The 22,078-nt window shown below is 68.9% G+C and carries 19 protein-coding genes and 1 tRNA gene; 13 read left to right on the forward strand and 7 right to left on the reverse strand.

Annotation, left to right across the window (positions count from 1 at the left end; all coding sequences use genetic code 11):
* Positions 1 to 13: 13 nt before the first annotated feature.
* The 12 genes from G6N64_RS02820 to G6N64_RS02875 all read left to right on the forward strand — a co-directional run bounded on the left by G6N64_RS02820 (position 14) and on the right by G6N64_RS02875 (position 15,217).
* Positions 14 to 1,495: a sugar transferase gene (locus G6N64_RS02820; protein WP_163795512.1), complete on the forward strand. Its 1,482-nt coding sequence runs from the start codon at positions 14 to 16 to the stop codon at positions 1,493 to 1,495.
* Positions 1,496 to 1,517: 22 nt separating this feature from the next.
* On the forward strand, positions 1,518 to 2,882 hold the full coding sequence (locus G6N64_RS02825) for an O-antigen ligase family protein (RefSeq protein WP_308206640.1): 1,365 nt from the start codon (positions 1,518 to 1,520) through the stop codon (positions 2,880 to 2,882).
* Positions 2,792 to 3,847: a glycosyltransferase family 4 protein gene (locus G6N64_RS02830; protein ID WP_163795513.1), complete on the forward strand. Its 1,056-nt coding sequence runs from the start codon at positions 2,792 to 2,794 to the stop codon at positions 3,845 to 3,847. The genes G6N64_RS02825 and G6N64_RS02830 overlap by 91 nt, the downstream gene beginning before the upstream one ends.
* Before the next feature lie 10 nt (positions 3,848 to 3,857).
* Entirely contained in the window at positions 3,858 to 5,360 is a 1,503-nt protein-coding gene (locus G6N64_RS02835; RefSeq protein ID WP_163795514.1) for a flippase, read from the forward strand.
* Positions 5,357 to 6,433, forward strand: coding sequence for a glycosyltransferase family 4 protein (locus G6N64_RS02840; RefSeq protein WP_163795515.1), 1,077 nt, complete (start codon positions 5,357 to 5,359; stop codon positions 6,431 to 6,433). The genes G6N64_RS02835 and G6N64_RS02840 overlap by 4 nt, the downstream gene beginning before the upstream one ends.
* Positions 6,417 to 7,514, forward strand: coding sequence for a glycoside hydrolase family protein (locus G6N64_RS02845; RefSeq protein WP_246230900.1), 1,098 nt, complete (start codon positions 6,417 to 6,419; stop codon positions 7,512 to 7,514). The genes G6N64_RS02840 and G6N64_RS02845 overlap by 17 nt, the downstream gene beginning before the upstream one ends.
* Before the next feature lie 127 nt (positions 7,515 to 7,641).
* Positions 7,642 to 8,880: a YveK family protein gene (locus G6N64_RS02850; RefSeq protein WP_246230901.1), complete on the forward strand. Its 1,239-nt coding sequence runs from the start codon at positions 7,642 to 7,644 to the stop codon at positions 8,878 to 8,880.
* Positions 8,870 to 9,976, forward strand: coding sequence for a glycosyltransferase (locus G6N64_RS02855; protein ID WP_163795516.1), 1,107 nt, complete (start codon positions 8,870 to 8,872; stop codon positions 9,974 to 9,976). The genes G6N64_RS02850 and G6N64_RS02855 overlap by 11 nt, the downstream gene beginning before the upstream one ends.
* Positions 9,966 to 11,228, forward strand: coding sequence for a hypothetical protein (locus tag G6N64_RS02860; protein WP_163795517.1), 1,263 nt, complete (start codon positions 9,966 to 9,968; stop codon positions 11,226 to 11,228). The genes G6N64_RS02855 and G6N64_RS02860 overlap by 11 nt, the downstream gene beginning before the upstream one ends.
* Positions 11,229 to 11,265: 37 nt before the next feature.
* Positions 11,266 to 12,402, forward strand: a complete 1,137-nt coding sequence (locus tag G6N64_RS02865; protein ID WP_246230903.1) for a lipase family protein — start codon at positions 11,266 to 11,268, stop codon at positions 12,400 to 12,402.
* Positions 12,403 to 12,479: 77 nt separating this feature from the next.
* Positions 12,480 to 13,238 carry an SDR family oxidoreductase gene (locus tag G6N64_RS02870; protein WP_163795519.1) on the forward strand — a complete coding sequence of 253 codons (759 nt, stop codon included), beginning with the start codon at positions 12,480 to 12,482 and terminating at the stop codon, positions 13,236 to 13,238.
* Positions 13,239 to 13,645: 407 nt separating this feature from the next.
* A complete protein-coding gene (locus G6N64_RS02875) occupies positions 13,646 to 15,217 on the forward strand; it encodes a TrbL/VirB6 family protein (RefSeq protein ID WP_163795520.1) in 1,572 nt (523 codons plus the stop codon).
* A gap of 67 nt (positions 15,218 to 15,284) precedes the next feature.
* On the opposite strand, the gene G6N64_RS02880 is transcribed toward G6N64_RS02875, so the two are convergent.
* Genes G6N64_RS02880 through G6N64_RS02905 form a run of 6 tightly spaced genes read right to left on the reverse strand, consistent with a single transcriptional unit; the run spans position 15,285 to position 21,272 of the window.
* Positions 15,285 to 16,679 carry an NAD(P)/FAD-dependent oxidoreductase gene (locus G6N64_RS02880; protein ID WP_163795521.1) on the reverse strand — a complete coding sequence of 465 codons (1,395 nt, stop codon included), beginning with the start codon at positions 16,677 to 16,679 and terminating at the stop codon, positions 15,285 to 15,287.
* Positions 16,680 to 16,691: 12 nt separating this feature from the next.
* Positions 16,692 to 17,819, reverse strand: coding sequence for an ABC transporter ATP-binding protein (locus G6N64_RS02885; protein WP_163795522.1), 1,128 nt, complete (start codon positions 17,817 to 17,819; stop codon positions 16,692 to 16,694).
* Complete coding sequence (locus G6N64_RS02890) at positions 17,809 to 18,603, reverse strand: ABC transporter permease (RefSeq protein ID WP_163801394.1); 795 nt, start codon at positions 18,601 to 18,603, stop codon at positions 17,809 to 17,811. The genes G6N64_RS02885 and G6N64_RS02890 overlap by 11 nt, the downstream gene beginning before the upstream one ends.
* Positions 18,603 to 19,499: an ABC transporter permease gene (locus tag G6N64_RS02895; protein WP_163795523.1), complete on the reverse strand. Its 897-nt coding sequence runs from the start codon at positions 19,497 to 19,499 to the stop codon at positions 18,603 to 18,605. Before G6N64_RS02895 ends, G6N64_RS02890 begins: the two co-directional genes overlap by 1 nt.
* Before the next feature lie 13 nt (positions 19,500 to 19,512).
* Positions 19,513 to 20,625: an ABC transporter substrate-binding protein gene (locus tag G6N64_RS02900; RefSeq protein WP_163795524.1), complete on the reverse strand. Its 1,113-nt coding sequence runs from the start codon at positions 20,623 to 20,625 to the stop codon at positions 19,513 to 19,515.
* A 59-nt stretch (positions 20,626 to 20,684) separates the two neighbouring features.
* On the reverse strand, positions 20,685 to 21,272 hold the full coding sequence (locus G6N64_RS02905; protein WP_163795525.1) for a type II toxin-antitoxin system RelB family anti-toxin: 588 nt from the start codon (positions 21,270 to 21,272) through the stop codon (positions 20,685 to 20,687).
* Between the two features lie 165 nt (positions 21,273 to 21,437).
* Here G6N64_RS02905 and G6N64_RS02910 point away from each other — a divergent pair, with 165 nt between their 5' ends.
* Positions 21,438 to 21,785 carry a cupin domain-containing protein gene (locus G6N64_RS02910; RefSeq protein ID WP_163795526.1) on the forward strand — a complete coding sequence of 116 codons (348 nt, stop codon included), beginning with the start codon at positions 21,438 to 21,440 and terminating at the stop codon, positions 21,783 to 21,785.
* Between the two features lie 51 nt (positions 21,786 to 21,836).
* On the opposite strand, the gene G6N64_RS02915 is transcribed toward G6N64_RS02910, so the two are convergent.
* Positions 21,837 to 21,927: transfer RNA gene (locus G6N64_RS02915), tRNA-Ser, on the reverse strand.
* Between the last annotated feature and the right edge of the window lie 151 nt (positions 21,928 to 22,078).

Genomic DNA, 22,078 nt, shown 5'->3' on the forward strand with positions numbered 1-22,078 from the left:
GGCGGCTCCAGCGATGTCACTCCAGAATTCGGTCCGCGTGGCGACACCTGCGGCGGGCCGGTCGCCTGGGCGACGCACGCTGCCGAACCTCTTGCGACGCGACCCGTTGCACACCGTCGTGACACTCGTCCTCGACGTGGCTGCCGCGGCTGCCGCCGTCGGGATAGCGGCCCTCTGGGGGCGGGAGTCCGAAGCTCAGGCACTGGTCGGTGGCATGCCCTGGCTCTTCGTCCCGATCGTGGTTGCGATGCTCGCATCGCGAGCCATGTACCGGCGGGCTCTGCGGCGCAACTTCCTCGACGAGGTCGGCCCGGTGCAGACGTCGATCGCGCTTGCGGCGCTCATCCTGCTGACTCTGATGCTCGTGGTCGGGACGCAGGGCCGACCGGGCGAGGTGATCGCCCGGATCTGGATCTGCTCGGCCATCCTGATACCGACGGTCAGACTCGCTCGCGCCGTGGTGCAGCGAGTCCTGCGCCAGCGGTTCGACTCCGCGGCACCGACTCTCGTCCTCGGTGACGGCCCCATCTCCCATCAGCTCATCTCCCGCATGCAGCAGATGCCGGAGTACGGCATGGTGCCGGTGGGCACGTTGAGCGGCGCACCACCCCTCACGCGCATGCACGATCTGCCGGGCTTCCTCGAGGTACCGAACCTCGGAAGACCATCCGACATCGCCGCGGTCGTGGACGCCACGGCCGCGGAGGAACTCATCGTCGGGTTCTGCGAGGACGTGCCGTTCGACGACATCGTCGCCGCGGTCCGCGTGGCGCAGCGTCGGGGCATGCGCGTCTGGGTGGTGCCTCGGCTGCACGATGCCGTCGGCGAGAAGGCGCGCGTCGAGCACCTCGGCGGTCTCCCCCTGTTGGTGCTCCCGCACGTCAACCCGCTGGGCTGGCAGTTCTGGGTCAAGGGTTTCTTCGATCGTGTGCTCACCGCCCTCGGCCTGCTGGTGATCTCGCCGATCTTCCTGGGCCTGGCGCTGCTGGTGCGGCTCAGCTCGCCCGGGCCGATCCTCTTCAAGCAGAAGCGCGTCGGCCGCGACGGAAAGCCGTTCGACTGCTACAAGTTCCGGTCCATGCGGCCGCCCCGGGAGTCCGACGCGCAGTTCGAACTGAAGAGCGGTGCCGCACCGGGCGGTGTCGAGGGCGTCGACCGCCGCACCCGCATCGGCAAGATCATGCGTCAGACGTCGCTCGACGAGCTGCCCCAGTTGCTGAACGTGATCAAGGGCGACATGAGCCTGGTGGGTCCACGCCCCGAGAGGCCCGAATTCGTCGAACTGTTCGAAGCTCAGATCCGGCGCTACGGTGAGCGGCACCGGGTGAAGGCAGGTGTCACGGGCTGGGCGCAGGTCCACGGACTGCGCGGACAGACGTCGATCGCGGATCGCGCGGAGTGGGACAACTACTACATCGAGAACTGGTCGATCTGGCTCGACGTCAAGATCCTGTTCCTCACCGTGCGGGCAGTGCTGAAGCGCGCCGAGGACTGAGACCGCTGCTCATCGAGACATCGTGACTCTCGCGCTGATCGTCTTGGCGGTCCCCGCCTGTCTCGTTGCGGGACTGACCGTCAACGTCATCTACCGCCGCCCCCAGCGCGGCCTGCTGTTGCTCGCGGCGCTTACCCCGCTGCACGGCTTGCTATCGATCCTTCCCCTACCCGGTATCGCGGCGGGGTGGAAGGAAGGTCTACTCATCCTGACCGCGGTCTGCGCGTGGATGCGCCGGACGCGGAATGCCCCGTGGGATCAGCCCGCGCCGCTGCACGCGCCGTGGTGGCCCGCGGCCGTGATGTGGGTGGCGTTCGGCAGTCTCTCGGCCGTCATCGCCTTCGGGCTGATCGGCCTGGTGGCGATCAAGGTGACGTTCTTCTTCGTGTCGATCGTGGTCGTCATGTGGTTCGCACCGTTCGACGAGCGGGACCGCGACACCTTCGTCAGCATCCTGATGGGCATGGCCGTGCTGGCCTCGTTCGTCGGCATCGGCCAATTGATCGTCGGTCCAGGCACATTGGTGTCACTGGGCTACGAGTACGGCCGCGAGGTGCGCACCTCAGGCGGACTGCTCCGAACGTTCAGCACGTTCGTCCAGCCGTTCCCGTTCGGGCTCTACGTGATGCTGGCGCTCCTCGTCGGCGGGGCCGTGGCTCTCGCCGAACCGCGCCGCAGGCGCAACCTGATCTTCCTGTGCCTGGCGCCGATCATGGTGGTCGCGATGGCGAGTTCGATCGTGCGGGCGGCGATCCTCGGCCTCGTGCTGGGCATGCTGTGGCTCGCCGTCCTGCGTTACCGCAGCCTCTTCCTCCCACTTGCCGTGGGCGCGATCGCCGTCGCGATCATCGTCCCGTTCGTGCCGAGCATCTCGCGGGTGTTCTTCTCGTCGAGCAGCCTCGGTGAGCGCGGCGCGGGGTGGAGCGACATCATCAGCAGCATCCTGGTGCACCCCGTCGGGCTCGGACTGGGATCCAGTGGTGCCGCGGCGGATCGGATGTCGACCGCACAGGGAGTGACGATCTCCGGTGTGTCGACGAACTATCAGCCGGACAACTACTACGTGAAGATGCTGCTCGAACTCGGACCCATCGGACTGTGGCTGTTGCTCGGCATCGTCATCACCGCCCTGCTGTGGACCACCCGACTGGCGTGGACGCTCACGGGCCGGGATGCGGCACTGGCGCTCGGCGTCAGCGCGTCGCTGATCGCCTCCATGGTGGCCATGGTGGTGGCCACCTACCTCGAGATATTTCCGATCGACGTCTACTTCTGGCTGCTTTTGGGGGTGGTGGGATGCGCAGCAGCACAACACGAATCGTCTACGGGGCACTTGCCCTCCGGCCGGGAGGCAGTGGTGTCCAGACCTACGTCCGCGAGTTCCTGAAGGCGGTTCCGGGACTGCTGCCGGACGCCCAATTGTCCGCCGTGGTGCAGCAGGACGCCATCGGAGAGCTTCCCCGGGGCGTGCGTGCGCTGCGCCGACCCGTGTCGTCGGGTGCCGTGCGAGCAGCACTCGGCGCCGTGCCGACGTGGTCGTGCGACGTCTTCCACTCGCTCGACGTCGACCTGCCCGTCGCGACGAGCGCGTTCACCGTCGCCACCGTGCACGACCTGTCGGTCTTCGACATGCCCTCGGCGTCCAGCAGGTTCCGCGCCGCCGGCGAGCAACGGCTGGTCCGGCACGCGCTGCGCAAGGCCGACCTCCTGGTCGCAGTGTCCGAGTTCACCGCCGAGCGGATCGCCGCGATCAGCGGCCGGGACGCCACCGTCGTCGAACTGGCCCCCGCCCCGTGGGCACGGCCACCCGAGGACGGTGCCGTCGACGCGGTGCGCGCCAAGTACGGGCTGCCCGATTCCTTCGTCCTGCAGGTCGGGACCGTGGAACCACGCAAGGACGTCGCGCTCGTCGCCGACGCGGCACGCGAACTCGACGTGCCGTGCGTCCTCGCCGGCGCGGGATCCACCGGACCCGCGGCACCGTCGTCGGCGATCGGACTCGGCTACGTCGACGTCGAGGACCTCCCCGGCCTGTACCGCGCGGCGACCATCACCGCCTACGCCTCGAAGTACGAGGGTTTCGGGTTGCCACCGGTCGAGGCCATGGCGTGTGGCGCCGCCGTCGTCGCCAGCGCGGTCGGCGCACTGCCCCAGGTGGTGGGTGACGGTGCGGTGCTGGTGAACTCGTCGAAGATCGACGACTGGGTGACCGCGATGCGGACGCTGCTGTACGACCCCGACGCGCGGGAGACCCTGCAGGCCAGGGCCATCGCCGCTGCGGCGACGATGACGTGGGACCGGACCGCCGAACGCACCGTCGCGGCCTACCGCGCCGCTGGTGCCCCGACGTGACGGACGAGCCGTGACCGACGATCCCGCGATGGAGGGCGCCGAACCCGTCACCGACTACCGCGACGTCGCCGCCGATCCCAAGGCGGCAGCGCGGGCCACGCTGGTGATCCTGGTCAGCCGGGTGATCGTCGCCGCGCTCGGCTGGGTGGGCAGCGTGATCGTCGCCCGGTCGCTCTCGTCGGAGGAGTGGGGCCAGTTCAGCTTCGTCTTCGCGCTGCTGGGCGTGATGTCCATCGTCACCGACCTGGGCGTGGGCCGCGTCGTACTGGCACACCTCATGGGTGCGGATCGTGACGAGATCGCCCGCACCGCATCATCGTTCGTCGCACTGCGGACCGTGCTCGGCGTGGTCGGCTACGTCGTCGCGCTCGCCTACGTGGTGCTGCTGGGCTACCCGTCCGACGTCGTGCTCGCCACCGCCGTCGCAGGCCTGGTCGTGGTACTCGCCACTCCGAGCCACGCGTTGACGGTCCTGTTCCAGAGTCGGCACCGGATGCTGCTGGTCGCGGTTGCCGAAAGCCTCGGGCAGACCCTGCAGTTGGCACTCACGGTCGTCGCCGCGGTGTTCGCGCCCGTACTGCTCATCTTCGTCCTGCCCGTGGTCGCCAACGAACTGTTCAAGCTCGTGGTCAAGGCGTTCGGCGTCGCCCGGCCATCGGTGGGCATCACGCCGTCGCGGCACCTCGACGTATGGCGCTGGAAGCCCATGCTCGTCGAGGCCGTCCCGCTGGCCATCGGTTTCGCGCTCACGGTGGCGATGATGAAGATCGACATCCTGATGCTGAGCCTCATGGACACCTACGATGCCGTCGGCCTCTACTCGATCGGATACAAGTTCTCCGACATCATCGACACCTTCGCGCTCGCGGCAGCCGCACCGATCAGCACCCTGCTGGTGGCCGCGTGGCCATCCGAACCCGACGTGTTCCGCGACCGGACCCGAACGGCGGCAATGTTGTTCGGCCTGGCCGGCGCGGTGTGCGTGGTGGCGTTCTGGCCCTCGGCCGAACCGCTGATCCGGCTGCTCTACGGCGACCGTTTCGCACCGTCCGCGGACGCCGCGCGGCTGCTGGTGGTGGGCGCCGCACTGATGTCGCTGATCGTGCTCGGGATCTTCCTGCTCACCGCCGCCGGTCTGCAGCGCCGCTACCCGTGGGTGGCAGTCGGCGGCCTGATCCTCAACGTCGGCCTCAACCTGGTACTCATCCCCCGCATGTCGTACGACGGGGCGGCGATCGCCACGGTCGTCACCTGGGCGGCGTGCGGGACACTCCTCTGGGTGGTGATCGCACGGACCGTGCCGATCCAGGGCCTGCTGCCGGTGCGCCAGCTCGCCGTGCTGCTCATCCTCGCCGCCGCCCTGTCGGGTGCGGGCGCCTACGTCGTGGACCGCGCCCCCGGGACGTGGCCGCTGGTGTCGCTGGCCGCCGTGGTGGTCCTCGTCGGACTCGCCTACGTGCTGCGCCTCATGGTCGGCCTCCCCGCGCCCATCGGACGAAGGCGCGCGCCGTGACCCCGATCCTCTTCGTCGCGCACACCGGGAACGTCTCCGGTGCCGAGAAGGTGCTGCTGGAACTGGTGCGCGAGGCACGGCGGCAGGGACGCGACGTCGCCGTCGCGTGTCCGACGGGTCCCCTGCGGGATGCACTGCCCCAGGGCGTCTCGCACGTCGAGCTGCCGCAGCTGGGGCTGACCGGCGAATCCGGCGTCGCGCGGATACTCGGCGCGGCTCGCCTCGTCGGACGGTGGGTGCGCGCGAGTCGGATACTCAAGCGCGCGATGCGACCTCCCGGCACCGCGACCGTCGTCAACTCGATGTTCGCGCTGCCGTCGGTGCGCCTCGCCGGGGGACGGGGCTGCTCGTCCTGGCTCGTCCACGACACCGTCGCCAACGGCAAGCAGCGCACCGTCACCACGATCGGACGACCCGCGGTGAGGACGGCCGTCGCAGTGTCGGAGGCGACGGCCGACCCCCTGCGGGCCATGGGGTTCCCGGTCGTCGTCGCGCACAACGGCGTCCGTTGGCCGGTACCGGTCTTCGGCGGTGAACTGCACTCGCCGCCCGTCGTCGGCATGCTCGCCCTGCTGACGCCGTGGAAGGGGCACGGCGTCCTGCTCGACGCCATCGCACTGCTTCCCGACGTCGAACTCGAGCTGGCGGGGGGCAGCTTCCCCGGGGATGCGCCGCACGTCGAGGAACTCAAGGCGCGTGCGGCGCGGCCCGACCTCGCCGGGCGGGTCCGCTTCCTCGGGTACGTCGACCCCGAGTCGGCGATGTCCGGCTGGGACGTCGTGGTGTCGGCGAGCATCCTGCCCGAAGCCGGACCACTGAACGTCCTCGAAGCCATGTCGCACGGGCTTCCCGTCGTCGGCAGCGACCACGGTGGTACCAGTGAGTTCCTTGCCGATGGCGTCGGACTGCTCCATCCGCCCGGCGACTCGGCCGCGCTGGCCGAGGCGATCCGGCGCGTCCTGACCGACGCGACGCTACGACGCTCGATGAGCGAGCGTGGGCGCGCCCGTATCGCTGCCAGGCACGACGTCAACGTGACGATCCCGGAGATGCTGCGTGTCCTGGCCGGCTGAGCGGATGGCCCGACGGGCGGTGCGGGCGCTCGGTGCCGTCGTCGTGCTGGCCGTCACCATCTCGCTCCTGCCCGGCACGGAGGCGCACGCGGCAACCGACTGCCGAGCCACCTCTGGAAAGGGCAAGATCGGGGCGTCCCAGGGGTCCGACATCCTCACCATGTCGGACGCCGACCTCGCCTCCCTGCTCGACCGGGTAACGGGGGCGGGAATGTGGTCGGTGCGCGTCGACGTGGATTGGACCCGTGTCGAACCCACCGAGGGACAACGGGATTGGTCGAGCATCGATCGGGTGATGAACGCGGTGACTGCGCGCGGGCTGTGCCCTCTGGCACTGGTCACCTATGCGCCCGACTGGGCCGCCGAACACCCCGCGGCATCGGGCGGGTACTTCGCACCGAAGGATCCCGAGCGCTTCGCCGGCTTCGCCGCAGAGGCGGCACGGCGTTACGGCTCCCAGGTCTCGGAGTGGGAGGTGTGGAACGAGCCCAACACCGTCAACTACTTTCAACCGAAGCCGGATCCCCGACGCTACGGTCTGTTGCTCGCCGCCACCTACCGTGCCATCAAGGCCGTCGACCCGGATTCGACCGTGTTGTCCGGCGGCTTGGCGCCCGCCGAGGACAACGGCCGTGACATCGCCCCGCTCACCTTCCTGCGGGGCCTGTACGCCGCGGGGGCGAACCGCTACTTCGATGCGTTCGCGATCCATCCCTACACGTATCCTGCTCTGCCCGACGACCCCGCTACCAGGAAATGGAGTACGGCGCAACGGATGTGGGACATGCGACGCGTGATGGTCGACGGCGGCGACGCGGCGAAGTCGATGTGGATCACCGAATGCGGAGCCCCCACGGGCACGGGCCCGCGTGCCGTCAGCGACGCCACTCAGGCCAAGACGCTCGAGATGATCCTCGCCATGGCCGCGAACACTCCCTGGCTCGGTCCTGCGTTCGTGTACAGCATGCGCGACAGCGGATCCGACGCAGGCGAGATCGAGCAGAACTTCGGCGTCCTACGCCGGGACTTCACGCCGAAACCCGCCTATGACGTGGTCCGCCAATACGGGGAGGCCCGATGATCAGACGACGACCGCCGATCCGTCCGGTCTGCCATGCCTGGCGAGCCATCTCGCTATCATCGAATCTCCACGTCCAGGAGATCCCCGGGTCGCCACGCGCGCCCGGGCGACCGAAGGAGTCCGGTTGGTGACTGTGGAAGGCCCGGTGCACCGGGGTGACGTGCCGCCGCCGGTCGATCTGGCGGGACACTTGAAGGAGTTCGGCCGCGCGCTGCTACCCGCACTGGTCGTCGCGCTCGTCGTCGGCATCGCGGTCTTCGGACTTCGAACGCTGCTGGCGCCAAAGGAATATGCGGCCAGCCTGATCACCGAGATCACGGGATCACGTGACCTCGTGCCCGGCGACGCGTTCGTCGAACAGGTGCGGGCGCCGTTCATGGGGCTGGCGGCCGACGCCAACGTACTCAACCAGGTGCTGAACGAAGTCGACACCGGCGGCTGGGATGCGCCGACGCTCTCCGAGCACATGGAACTGTCGAAGGGTCCAGCGCCACAGATCCTCATCTTCACGGCCACCGCCGACTCCCCCGAACTCGCCGAGCAGCTCGCACGGTCGATGGTCGTCACCGTCGCGCAGGCAGCGTTCGCGAACCACGCCAGGGACATCGGCAAGCAGGTGGACCAGGTGCAGGCCGCGATCACCGCCGAACAGGCGCGTGGATCGCTGCTCGCGCCCGAGGATCCCGCCAGGGCGGAGTCGGAACGTCAAGTAGCCGAACTGCAGACGCAATTGGTCGGGCTGCAGAGCGCGGGTGGTGACCAGCTGACGATCCTCGCGTCCCCCGAACAGGACGCATCGCCCGTGTCACCGCAGCCGGTGTCGGAGGCACTCGTCGCCGCGCTCGTCACGCTCATCGTGGTGGCCGAGGGGATCGTGCTGTGGCGGGGACGCGTCGGCAAGGCGCCGAACCGAACCTGGGCGCGGCGCGTCGCCCGGAAGTACCGCGCGCGCTTCGACCCGGCACTCGTGGACGTCGGCGACGTGGATCCCCTGACCTCCGCCGAACTGGCCCAATCGATGCGTGACGCGCGGCCGGCACTGCTGCTGGTGGGTGAACGTGCCGTCGCGCCAACGTCGTTGACCGCCCCACGTGATCACGAGCGCGGTCGTTTCCGGACCGTGTTCGACCTGCCCCTGTCGGCGCCGTGGTGGCAACGCGTCAACGTCGCCACCACGGGCATCGCCGTCGTGATCGTCTCGTCCGCCGGCTCGGATCGCGCAGCCGCGGAGCGCGCGCTGTCCCAGCTCGCCGACCTGCGGGTACCGGCGAACCTCGTACTCCAGCACGGACACCGAAGAGGCCGGCGACGCACGGAGACTCCCAGCCCCGCGCCCGAGTCCGAGGAGGCGAGAGATGGCATCTGACCGAATCGCCATCGTCCACGAACGATTCACGGAAGTGGCCGGTTCCGAGCACGTCGTCGAGCAGCTTGCGCTGCAGTGGCCCGGGTCAGACGTGTACGGAGCGGTCGTCCGCGCCGAAGGGGTGTCGCCCGGACTGAGCAGCCCTCCGCATGCCACGTGGCTGAATCCGCTGTACCACCGGGTCCTTCGACAGAAGTCCTACGCGCCTCTGATGCCGTTGATGCCGTCCGCATTTCGCCACCTGCCGATCGGTGACGTCCGTGCCGTCATCGCCAGTCACCACGCGTTCGCCACGCAGTCGGTGTTCGCCACCGACGCGCCGGTCATCGCCTACGTGCACAGTCCCGCGCGTTGGGCATGGGACGCATCGCTCCGGGCGGGCGAGGGAGGCGGCGCAGTGGGAGCGGCCGTGCTGACCGCCCTGTCGGCGATCGCACGCAAGGGCGAGAAAGCGGCGGCCCCGAGGCTGCACACCGTCGTCGCCAACTCATCCGCAGTCGCGCAACGGATCTCCGAGTGGTGGAATCGAGACGCGATCGTCGTCCATCCACCCGTCGACACCGACGGGTTCACACCCGACGCCACCGTCGAGAGAGAGGACTTCTTCCTCCTCGCAGGTCGGCTGGTGCCCTACAAGCGACCCGACCTGGCCATCGAGGCCGCCCGGCGTGCGAAGGTGCCGCTCGTCGTCGCCGGCGGAGGGCGTGCCATGCAGGCGTGTCAGCAGGTCGCCGGACCCGAGACCATCTTCCTGGGCCGCGTTCCCCACGACGAGCTGCTCAGTCTGCACCGCCGCACGCGCGCTCTGCTGATGCCCGGCATCGAGGACTTCGGCATCGTGCCCGTGGAGTCCATGGCAACCGGGACGCCGGTGATCGCCCTGGCGGAGGGCGGGGCCATGGACACCGTGGTGCCCGACGTGACGGGCGTGCTCGTCGACGTCGGCACCGACGACCAGGTCGCCGACCGCTTCGCACAGGCGATGACCGACTTCGATCCCTCCAGGTTCGATGGGGCGCGAATCCGCACCTGGGCGGAGAAGTTCTCGCGCGACACGTTCCGGCGCCGCATGCAAGAGGTCGTCGATGCCACCTAGCGATCCAGGCCCGCGCCACCGCCCATCGGTCTTGGACCTGGCGCTGACGCCGAGCCGCACGGTGGCCGTCGTCGGCCCGGTCGCGGGTCTGGAGACGAGCCGCGCGACCGCCGTGCTCGCCGCCGCCGGTGCGCTGCCCCAGCCGCATCTCGCCGTGGAACCGCGGGCCGGCGAACGCGCGTGGCGCTACCGGACCGATCTCGCCGAGCACGTCGTACGCCGCGACGACCTGCCCACCGACGACCTCGGGGCGCTGCTCACCACGGTGCGCCGCGGCGCCGACGAGACGCGTCCGCTCAACGCGCTGCTGTGCGGCGACCACCTCGTCGTCGACTACTCCCACGGCGTGGGTGACGGTCAACTCGGGGTCTACCTGCTCGCGGCGCTCTGCGGCGACGTCGACGAGGAGCGGTCGCGGATCCTCGCCCGCGGACTGCCCCCTCGCGCAGTCGGTTCGGCGGCGTGGCGCCACTTCCGCGCACGTCCCGCGGCCATCGCCGACGTCCGCCGTCTCCGCAGCGAGAACAAGGTCACCACCACCGGTGGCCGTCCCACCCGCACCGTCGACGACTGGCAGGCACACAACCGCACCGTCACCGCGTACATGCCGCCCGCCACCGTCACCGCAACCCGGGACTGGTCGCGCGCGAACGCGCCCGGCGCCACCTCGGCCTCGCTGACCGTAGCGCTCTGGATGGCGGCGCTACGGGCGCAAGGCGCCGAACTCGACGAGCGCGTGATGATCCTGATGAACTGCCGGCGGTATCTCGATCCGAGTCATGCTCTGGCACAGGGGAACTTCGCCGTCGCGATGCCGGTAGTCCTGCCTGCCTCGGGCGATCCCGCCGAGATCGCGGCGCTGGTGCGACGGATATTCGACTCGGGCTGGCCGATCGCCGTCCTGCTGATGGCCGAGGCCAAGGCACGACTCGGCCGCGGTGGCACCGACCCCGGTTCGGCGCCCGGCCTGGCAGACGCCGGGGGCCGAATCCGGCTGTCCATCAGCGATCTCGGCCGGTTGCCGATGTTCGACCACGTCGAGTGGGTGCCCGGCGGCCGCCCGCCGCAACTCGCGGCGTACCTCGAACCCGACGGTCCCGACGCGGTGACGCTGCTGGTGTCCGAACTCGCAGGCGGCCGCACCTTCACGGCGACGTTCTGCGACGCAGCCGTCGATGCCGGACTCGTCGAGGGCGCTCTGAAGCGGATGTGCGACGACCCACTCGGGACGCTTCCGTCAGCGGGCCACTGACGTGTTCCGCGCCGCGCTGGCCACTGCACTGACGGTCGTGACCCTGGCACTGGGGGCCTGCGCGACCACGTCCGCCCCTGCCGGCGACGACGTCGGGACCAAGGCGAACGGCGAACTCCTCGCCGACCCCGTAGCCCTACCCCTGTACCCGTTGCTGCAGGGGTTGTCGTCGACCGCCGTGAAGATCAGATACAAGTCGACGTCCGGCGTCGACGAATCGGCCACGACCGTCTCGGGAATCGTCCTCGTACCGAAGGGAGATCCGCCCGAGGGAGGCTGGCGGATGGCGTCCGTGGGACATCCGACGACCGGGCTCCTCAACAGTTGCGCGCCATCCTCGGATCCGGGATTGATGGGAAGCACCGGAGTCATCGCCTCCTTCCTCACCTTCGGCTACGTGGTCGTCATGACCGACTACGCGGGCCTCGGCGCACCGGGCATGCACGCCTATCTGGAACCGAAGTCCGCCGCCTACAACGTGATCGACGCAGTTCGCGCAACGCGCGAAGCCGTGCCGAGCACCTCCACGTCGTGGGTCGGCTACGGCGTGTCCCAGGGCGGCCAGGCCGTGTGGGCCGCGAACGAGCTGATGCCCGACTACGGTGCGGGTCTCGACCTCGTCGGCTCGATCAGCGTCGCCGCGCCGACCGATCTACGGCCGCTCGTCGACGCGATGGAGAACGGGACGCTCACCGTCGAACAGCGCGTGCTGATGCCGACGATCCTGTCCGGACTGAAGGTGGCGTACCCCGACCTACGGCTCGAGGACTACCTACACGGGGTCATGCTGAGCCGTCTCGAGGCGTTCCGCGGGTGTCAGAACGAGGGCTCGGAACTCCGCGGTCAGATCGCGCAGAACGCGTCCGCCGACGACTTCCGGCCGACGAGTCCGCAGGCCGCGGACCGGCTCCGCCAGATCCTCGGCGAGATCGCCCTCCCCAGCAGACCGGCGTCGGCTCCGATGCTCGTCGCGTATGGCGACTCCGACAAGGTGGTGCTGCCGCAGTGGACGGCCGAGGCCATCGACCGTGCGTGCGGTCTGGGCGACGTCATCGAGACCGTGGTCGCGCCCGGCCAGGGCCACGGCCAACTCGATCTGGGATCGATCCCTTCGGAGTGGACCAGCGCCCGGTTCGCAGGCCTGCCCCCCTCCACCACGTGCCCCCAACCGTAGCCAAGTAAGGCAAACCTTCGCTGACGTTCTATCGTGGCGGAAGACAAACGCCAGCGATCCACGAGGGATGGTCTTCAGTGAGCGGTCAACATGCCGGACTCCGCCTGCTCGTCGTCGGCGCATCATCGGGCATCGGCCACGCGGTCGCCGCCAGCGCAGCGGCCCTCGGCGCCAAGGTCGCCGTCGCAGCCCGCCGGATGGACCTGCTCGACGAACTCGCCGCGTCGATCGACGGTCATGCGTTCGAACTCGACGTCGCCGACACCGCGACGATCGCTCCCGTGGTCCAGCAGGCCGTCACTGCGCTCGGCGGCCTCGACGCGGTGGTCTTCACCAGCACCGTCATCCCCTTCGCGCACATCGAGGACACCGACGTCGCCACCTGGATCCATGCGTTCAGCGTCAACGCCATCGGCGCCAACAACGTGCTGCGCGCCGCCCTGCCGCATCTCTCCGAGAACGGTGTGGTCCTGGTGGCGTCCAACAGTGACGTCGGCCGCCCGCGAGCAGGCGTGGCGGCGTACGGCGCGAGCAAGGCAGCGCTCGACGAGATCCTCCTGGCGTGGCGCAACGAGCATCCGGATCTCTCGATCATCCGGGTGGGTGTCGGGCCGACGCAGGACACCGAGATCCTCCGCGGCGCGGACCGCGACCTGCTGTCCCAGTTGTTCAAGTCCTGGGTGGAGCACGGACAACTCCCGGCCCAGATGTCCGCACTTCGGGACGTCGCCAACACGCTGGTGTCGCTGGTGACCACGGCCGTCGCCAACCCGAGCGTCGTCCCGGAGGTGGTGCAGTTGGCGCCCCGGATCCGGCCCGACGTCGCCCAGGAATGACCTTCGCCGTCGATGCTTTGACGACCCGCCGTCCGGCGAGTCGTCGCACCGTTCCTAACGCCTGACCTCCGCCGGCGGTAGGCACACCGAGGCGCGTCGGCGCTCGGTGTTGCTCCCAGCAAACTCGAGAGTTTGCCCGTTCCACGAGCACTGATTCACTGGGTCGTCAGCGGCAGCGTTCTCGACGCCGAGATCCCGTTTCACTCGCAAGGACTCACGCACGGACCGTGGATGATCTTGAGTCGCTCATCAGTGGAGACGTGAATCACACCTGCGCTCACCCGCACTTTCGTGGGCGTTAATACTGGCGAAGACTTAGGCCAGGCATACCTATTGTTTCTTAGGCAACCCTCAGCTAACCTTCAGGCGCCGCCCAGGCAACTTTCTTTGCTGAATCAGGAGAAACAGTGCAACTCGCCCCCGCCACCCCGTCGCCCGTCACGGTCCCGACGGCCAACCGCTCGGCAGCAGTCTCGCGCCGGACCAAGATGATGGTCGCCGGTATCGCAGCCGCCAGCGCCAGCGTCGTCGCCATCAACCCGGTGGTGCCCGACGTGCACGAGATCCAACATCACGCAGTCGAACTCGCCGCCGCCGCCAACCCGCTGGTGACCCTGCAGCAGACCATCGCCAACGCGTTCACCAACCTCGGCTTGCTGGGCAACGCGTCCGCCGGCGCCACCAACTCGTCGACGCAGGCCCTGACCAACCCAGCCGTGTACGCGCAGATCGCGAACTTCATCGCGGCCAACGCCACGAATCCCGGACCGCTGCTGGATCAGCTCGTCAACTTCCAGACGTATTACGGCGAAACCATCGGCACCCGCACTGCTCAGTCGCAGGCCGCGCTGCAGACGGCGCTCGACAATCTCCCGACGGTTCTCCAAAACACGGCCAACTTCCTGGCCCAGGGGCAGTTCGTCGAGGCGTTCAGCGAGCTGAACATCTACTTCCTGGTGCAGCTGATCGAGCGTCCCGGCAACCCGCTGGTGGTGGCCGGCACCGACCCGTCGCTCGTTCCGTTGACCAACATCCCCGGTGACATCGCCGCCGCCCTGCCGGGCGGACAGATCGTGGCGAACGTGCTGGATTCGCTACTGACTCGCGGCGTGTTCTCGGGCCTCACCAGGGCGCTGCTGGTCGCACCGATCACCGCGACCCTGCAGGTCGCCGAGATCTTCGACGCCGTTCGGGTAGCGGTCGACGCCGGCGACTTCGAAACGGCCGGCAGCGAATTGGTGAACCTGCCGATCCGGGTGACGAATGCCTTCGTCAACGGCTACGTGCCGAACTTCCCCACGCGCTCCCTCTTCCAGGGGCTGCTCAGCCCGAACGGTCCGGTGGACTACTTCTTCGTCGACATCCCCAACGCGATCTCCGGCGCGCTCAACGCGTCGGTGGCGCCTCCGGTCACCACTCCCCCGGCCGGGGCGACGTCGCGCTCGACCAGCGTCAGTTCCACCGACCTCGGGATCGGCACCAACACCGTGTCGCTCAACTCGGTCGCCACTCCGGCGGCCGCGTCCGAGAACGGCACCGCCGCCACGTCGTCGTCCGCTGGAACCGGGACCCCCGCAACGTCTTCGAGCAGCAGCTCGGTGCCGACGTCCGCCACCACCGGCTCGGCGGCCGGCGAGCCGACGTCCACGGGAAGCAACCGGCCGGTGAGCACCTACGGCACCGCCACCTCCGCCACCTCCGGCACGGCGGGCACCTCCGGCACGGCGGGTAGCGCGAGCGGCCTCACGGGGACGGCCGGAGCATCCGGGACGTCCTCTCCCACGGCAGGTTCCGCGTCCACCGGATCCGGCCTCGCCACCTCGGGTGGCACCGAGGCCACCGGCGGCACGGCAGCGTCCGCCGGAACAACCGGGTCGACCGCACCGTCAGGTGCCGGCGTCAGCGGATCGACGGGCAACGGTGGCTCGGCCGGCGCAGGCAGCACGGGCAATGCGGGAAGCCCGGGCAGCACCGACTAGCGACACCGATCGACGACGGCCCCCTCGGCGACGAGGGGGCCGTCTCCGTGTCGACCTCGCGGCCGGATCAGCGGCCGGTGATCTTGTTCGCGACGCTGGCGATCCGACTGGTGTGCCCCAGTCCGCGGGCCTCGCGGCGATCCGCCGTGCGGTAGAGCGCGTACATGCTCTGCACGCCGAGCCACCGCAGCGGCTCCGGCTCCCATCGGCGCACCCGCCGCCCCACCCACGGCAGCCGCGTCAATTCGGTCTGGTTCCCGAGAACGAGGTCGGCCAGGGTCCGGCCGGCGAGGTTCGTCGTCGTCAAGCCGCTGCCGACATACCCACCCGCGGTACCCAATCCGGTGCCGCGATCGAAGTCGACCGTCGCCGTCCAGTCCCGCGGCACTCCGAGCACGCCGCACCACGCATGGTCGATCGGCACGTCGGCGGTCGCAGGGAACATCTCGCGGGTCAGCGCGGTCAACGCATCGATGGTCCACTGCTGGGTGGCGCCACGCTCGTCGAGCCGCGAACCGTACCGGTAGGGGATGCCCCGTCCGCCGAGCGCGATGCGATCGTCGACGGTGCGCTGCGCGTACATATAGCCGTGCGCGTAGTCGCCCAGGAGTTCCGCACCACCCCAACCGATCCGGTCGAGGACGTCGGGCGGCAGCGGGGCCGTCACGATCATCGACGAGTTCATCGGCAACCAGCTGCGCTTCTGCCCCTCGATGCTGCCGGTGAACCCCTCCAGGCAGCGCAGCACCGTCGGCGCACGCACCGTGCCCCGGTCGCTGACGGCCCGGCCGGCGTCGATGCGGCTGACGGTGGTCTGCTCGTAGATCGTGACGCCCAAGCCGACGACGGCGTCCGCCAGGCCCTGCACCAGCTTGGCCGGCTGCACGCGGGCGCAGTGTGGGCTGAAGATGCCGCCCAGTGACCCCGCGACGCGGATCCGCTCGTCCATCTCGGATCGACTCAGCGCCACGAAGTCCAGAGGATCGGCGCCCCAGTCCTGTTCGTGCCGAAGCCCGGCGTGCAGCCGCTGCAGCTGGGCTTGATTGCGGGCGACGTGCAGCAACCCGTCCTTGGCGATGTCGGCATCGATGCCCTCGTTCTTCGCGACGTCGATCACCTCGTCGACGGCGTCGCGCATCGCACGCATCAGGTCGACGACACCCTGCTTGCCGTGAGTGGCGGCATACGCGTCACGCGACCCGGCGAGTTCGGCGGACAGCCACCCCCCGTTGCGACCCGAGGCGCCGAAACCGGCGAACTCCTTCTCCAACAGCACGATCCGGAGATCGGGCTGTTGACGCTTCAGGTAGTAGGCCGTCCACAGTCCGGTGAACCCCGCACCGACGATGCAGACGTCGGCCTCGACGTCGCCGGGCAGTGCAGGACGCGGCCGAGGCAGCCCGATGGAGCGGTACCAAAAGGACACGCCGCCGTTGACGGGCTGCTGACCTGGGGACGCCATTGTTCGATACTCCTAGTTGGTCGAGGTGACGGGGGTCGGATGGGGGACGCTCGGTCCGTCCAGCGCGAGGACGGAGGCGTCCTCGGCGCGGAAGGTGAGCCACACGTCGTCGTCGGCGTGCACCGGGGCCAGTGTCGCGCCCGCACTTTCGCGGACCAGCACCATGCTGCCGTCGTCAAGACGGACCTCGACCTTGCGCGCGTTGCCGAAGTAGATGTGCTGGATGACGCGGCCGCGTATCGCGTTGGCCGCGGAGGGTTCCGCGACGCCCGGGTGGATGTCGATCCGTTCGGGCCGGACGACCACGGCGACGTCGCGCGTGTCGGGCAGCGTGCCGCGGGTCGCGGTCAGCGACCGACCGCCGACGTGCACCCGGTCACCGTCCAGGACTCCCCTGAACACCGACGACTCACCCACGAACTGGGCGACGAACAGGCTGTTGGGATGCTCGTAGAGATCGGACGGCGTGCCGATCTGCTGTATCCGTCCGTCGTTGAACACGGCGACCCGGTCGCTCAGCACCAGCGCCTCGTCCTGATCGTGGGTGACGTAGACGAACGTCGTCCCCAGGTCGGCGTGGATGCGCTTGATCTCCAATTGCAGTGTGTCGCGGAGCTTCTTGTCCAGCGCGCCCAGCGGCTCGTCCATCAGAAGGACCCGGGGGTTGTAGACGACGGCACGCGCGAGGGCGACGCGCTGCTGCTGGCCGCCGGACAATTCCTTGGGCTTGCGCCGGGCGAGGTGTTCGAGTCCCACCATCGTCAACGCGTCGGCGACCATGGTGGACCGCTGCGCCTTCGCGATGGACCGCTGCCGGAGGGGATATTCGACGTTCTGTGCGACGCTCATGTGCGGGAACAGGGCGTAGTGCTGGAACACCATGCCGATGTCGCGCTTGTAGGGCGGCAGGTCGGTGACCGGGCTGCCGTCGATGGACAGTTCACCCTCGGTGACGTCGACGAACCCGGCGATCATGTTGAGCGTGGTCGTCTTTCCCGACCCACTGGGCCCGAGCAGGGTCAGGAATTCGCCCGGACGCGCATCCAGGTCGATGGCGTCGACGGCGGTGACGGACCCGTACCGCTTGACGAGGCCTCGCATCGTGATGGAAGCGCCGTGCGGCGCGCGGTCATCGGACACGATTCCTCCTGATGGCGAAGATGCTGGCGACGATGGTCAGCGCGGTGGTGAGCGCCAGGATCACCGTCGCCGCGGCGGCGATGGTGGGGTCGGTGTCGCGGGTGACCGACGAGTACATCCGCACCGGAAGCGTTTGCAGGTAGGGACTTTGGATGAACAGCGACAGCACCACCTCGTCGAAGCTGGTGGCGAACGCGAACAGTGCGCCCGACAGGACGCCCGGCGCCACCTGCGGCAGCGTGACGGTGCGGAACGTGGTCCACCTGTTCGCACCGCAGATCGCGGCCGCGTCCTCGAGCCGCCGGTCGAACCCCTGCAGGCTGGCGCTCACCGGGATGATCACGAACGGCAGGGCGAGCACGCTGTGCGCCACGACGAATCCCACGGTCGTGCCCAGAAGGTTGAGCCGCAGGTAGATCGCGTAGATGCCGATCGACACCACGATCACCGGGACGATCATCGGCGACAGCAGCAGTGCGCGCAGACCCTGGTCGCCGAAGAACCGCGTCCTGCTGAACGCGACGGCCGCGGCCGTGCCACACACCGTCGCGACCACCGCCACCAGGAGACCGACGCGGATGCTGGCCTCCAGCGACCACAACCACGACGGGTCGGTGAAGAAGTTGACGTACCACTGCGTAGACCAGCCGGTCGGCGGGAACCTGAACGACGGCAGATCGGTGAAGCTGAGCGGGATCACCACCAGTGACGGCGCCACCAGCCAGGTCGCGACGAGACCGCAGAACACCAGGAGCGCGCCGCGCCAGAACGTGCCGCTGCGCATCACGACGCCCGTTCCTGCCGGGATGCACGGCGCAGCACGAACATCAGCACGGCGAGGACGAGGAAGGTCAACAGCAGGAGCACCACGCCCATCGCCCCACCGCGGCCCCACTGCAGCAGACCGTTGACCTGGACGTAGATCTGCTGGCTGATGAGTGCGTTGTCCGGGGAACCGAGCAGCGCCGGCGTGACGTAGAAGCCGAGGCTGCTGATGAACACCATCAGACAGCCCGCTCCGATGCCCTGCATGGTCAGCGGCACCCAGATGCGGGTGAACGACGTCAGCGGCTTCGCGCCCAGACTCGACGAGGCGAGCACCAGCCGACGGTCGACGCCCGACATCACCGCGTACAGCGGTAGGACCATGAACGGCAACAGGATCTGGCTCATGCCGATGACGACGCCGAGGTTCGTCCGGATCAGCTGCACGTCGCCGAGCCCGACGAGGCTCAGCAGCGCCTGAGCGGGTCCGTTGTCCTGCAACAGGATCACCCAGGCGAACGTGCGCACCATCAGGCTCGTCCAGAACGGGACGAGAACCAGCAGCGTCAGCGCAGCCCGCACCTTCGGCCCGAACGCCACCATGGCGTAGGCGTACGGGTAGCCGAGCAGCAGGCAGATGACCGTCACCTCGAGTCCGGTGGTGAACGTCCGCAGCAGCACCTCGCGCTGCACGGCGTCGCCGGCGTACCAGGCGAAGTTGTCGAACCCGGCCACCGGATCGGTGAACGCGCGCCACAGCATCACGCCCAGCGGCGCCGCGAAGACGCCGATGACGAGCACCAGCGCGGGAGCCAGCAGGGCGTAGGCGCTGCGGCGCCTGCGCTGGGCACCCGCCTCCTCAGCCCGCGAGCGCGGTGGTGCCGCGCCACCGGACAGAACGTCGACTACGGTCATGACCCGCTAACCCCTACTTCGCAAGCCAATCGGTGTACGCACCGACCATCGCGTCGTTGTTCTTCGACCACCAGGCGAGGTCGATCGGAAAGCGGTCCGCGAGACGCTCGGGGGTGGTGGTGAGGTAGCTCGTCGCGAGGGCGTCCAGTTGCGGCTTGGCGTCGACGTTGATCGGGCTGTACGACGTGAGTTCGGTCAGCTTGGCCTGCTGCTGCGCGCCCAGGTAGTAGTTAATCAGCGCCATGGAGGCCTTCGGGTTCTTGGCGCCCTTGGGCACGGCGATCGTGTCCGCTTCGGGCATCCACTGATCCCACATGGGCGCGAACTTCGCGCCGTTCTTGACCGCGGAGTAGGCCCGCCCGCTCCACAGAAGCGCCATGTCGACCTGTCCGGCCTCGAGGAGCTGCTGGGCTTGGGCACCGCTGTTCCAGAAGACGATGTCGCCGCGGATCGACGACAGCTTGCGCAGCGCACGGTCGGCGTCGATGGGGTACATCTGGTCCTTCGCGACACCGTCGGCCAACAGTGCGCCCTCGAGTACGCCCGGGTCGAGTTCACCGGCGATGCCCTGCACGCCGCGCTTGCCGGGGAACTTCGCCGTGTCGTAGAAGTCGGCCCAGGTCTTGGGCGGGTTGGCGCCGTACTTCTCCGTGTTGTAGACCACGATCAGGCCGTAACCCATTGCGGGAACTGAACAGTCGTCGGTCTTGGCCCCCGGCGGGATCTTGCTGACGTCGACGATGCTGGTGTCGATCGGCATGAACAGCTCGCCGCAGTGCTGAGCGGTGAACACGTTGGTGGTGTCGATGACGTCCCAGGTGACGTTCCCCGACTCGACCTGCGACTTGATCTTCGTGCTCTCGGTCGGGCCGTCCTGCAGGATGCGGGCGCCGGACTCCTTGGCGAACGGATCGATCGCGGCCTGCGTCTGGCCCTCCTGGAAGATGCCGCCGTAGGACACGAAGGTCATCGTGACGCCCTTGAGCGCGTCGGCCTTCACGGTGCCCGCCTGCGGTGGGCCGCTGCCCAGGTCGACGTCGGCACCCGGCGCGGGTCCCGACGAACACGCCGCGGTGAGCAATACGGCAGCCACGCCGCATCCGAGGGTCTTGAGTGCAGTGGTCATGTGAACTCCTCCTGTGGAACGTGTTTCGCGGTCGGTGGTGGTCGTACTCGATGTCGCGGTCATGCGGTCGGCGGGCTGACGATCCACAGCAGTTCGGCGGGTGAGTCGCCGAGGTTGTGCACCGTGTGCGGAATGGACGTGCGGTACTCCGCGGAGTCGCCGGCGTTCAGTTCGTGCTTCTTGCCGTCGAGTTCGAGGACGAGGGTGCCCTTGACGACGATCAGGACCTCCTGGGCATCGCCGTGCACGTAGGCCGCGCCCGCCGATCCGCCGGGGGCGAACTCCGCTGAGTACACCTCGAGGTTCATCAACGGCTTCTGCGACAGCAGATACTTCGCGCTGAGGTCGTCGACGTGGATCTCGGGGCGGTCGGCTCGCCGCAGGATCCGCGCGCCGCCGGCGTGGTGATCGCCGAACAGGTCCGGCAGTTTGACGCCGAGTTCCTCGGCGAGGCGCCGCAGCGTGCCGACGCTGGCGTTGACCTGCCCGCGCTCCAGCTGGCTGAGGAATCCGGCGGAGATTCCGGCCCGGGCAGCGAGGTCGCGCAGGCTGAGCTTGCGGGTGCCCCTGAATTCCCTGATGCGGCTGCCCATTTCGGCCTCGGTGCTCGACGCGACCGGGTCGATGCCGTCCTCGATCAGGGCCACCAGCGAACACCCATCCTCTGCTAGAAGAACTAACAGTTCGTTGCAAGCGAACAAAACGTTCGTTGGCGTGTGACACTATGCCTGCCACCGGGCCGCGGCAACCGGAATCGCGAAATCAATCCGCCGGCCCCGCGTACATCAGTCGACAACGTCAAGGAGGCCGCCATGGGCGCACTCGTCCACCTGCCCAAGGGCACCGTCACGGGAGACCTCGAGCCCAGCGGCCGTCGCGCCGGTGCCGACAGCGGGGACCCGCAGCTGCGGACGCTGTCGGTGGAATCGGGCACCGACGCCCAGGTCGGGGTGTGGGAGTGCGAGCCGGGTGGCTGGCCCGTCGTGAACCGGCCAGACACCGAGACCTGCTACGTCCTCTCGGGGCGGGCCACGATCACCGACGACGAGACCGGGCGTCGCATCGAGGTGGGCGCGGGCGATCTCGTCGTCCTGCCGCCCGGATGGTCGGGCCGGTGGGACGTCACGGAGACGCTCCGCAAGGTCTACACCGTCTTCTGACCGTGGCCGGACGCAAGAACCGCCCTGCCTGACTGGTCAGGAGGGCGGTTGTGGCGGTGGCGGAGGGATTTGAACCCTCGGACGGGGGTTACCCGTCACACGCTTTCGAGGCGTGCTCCTTAGGCCGCTCGGACACGCCACCGTGTGGCAGCTTACCGGTCGACGCGCTTCGCCCCTAATCGCCCATCGACCACGGTCAGAGGCCAACGAACGTGACGCCACGGCGAGTTTCCGGCCGATTCTTCGCCGTGGGCTCACGCTCGGCGGGTCGGCTCAGGCGGGCATCGTCGAGC

This window comes from Mycolicibacterium sediminis, from assembly GCF_010731735.1.
Taxonomy (GTDB): domain Bacteria; phylum Actinomycetota; class Actinomycetes; order Mycobacteriales; family Mycobacteriaceae; genus Mycobacterium; species Mycobacterium sediminis.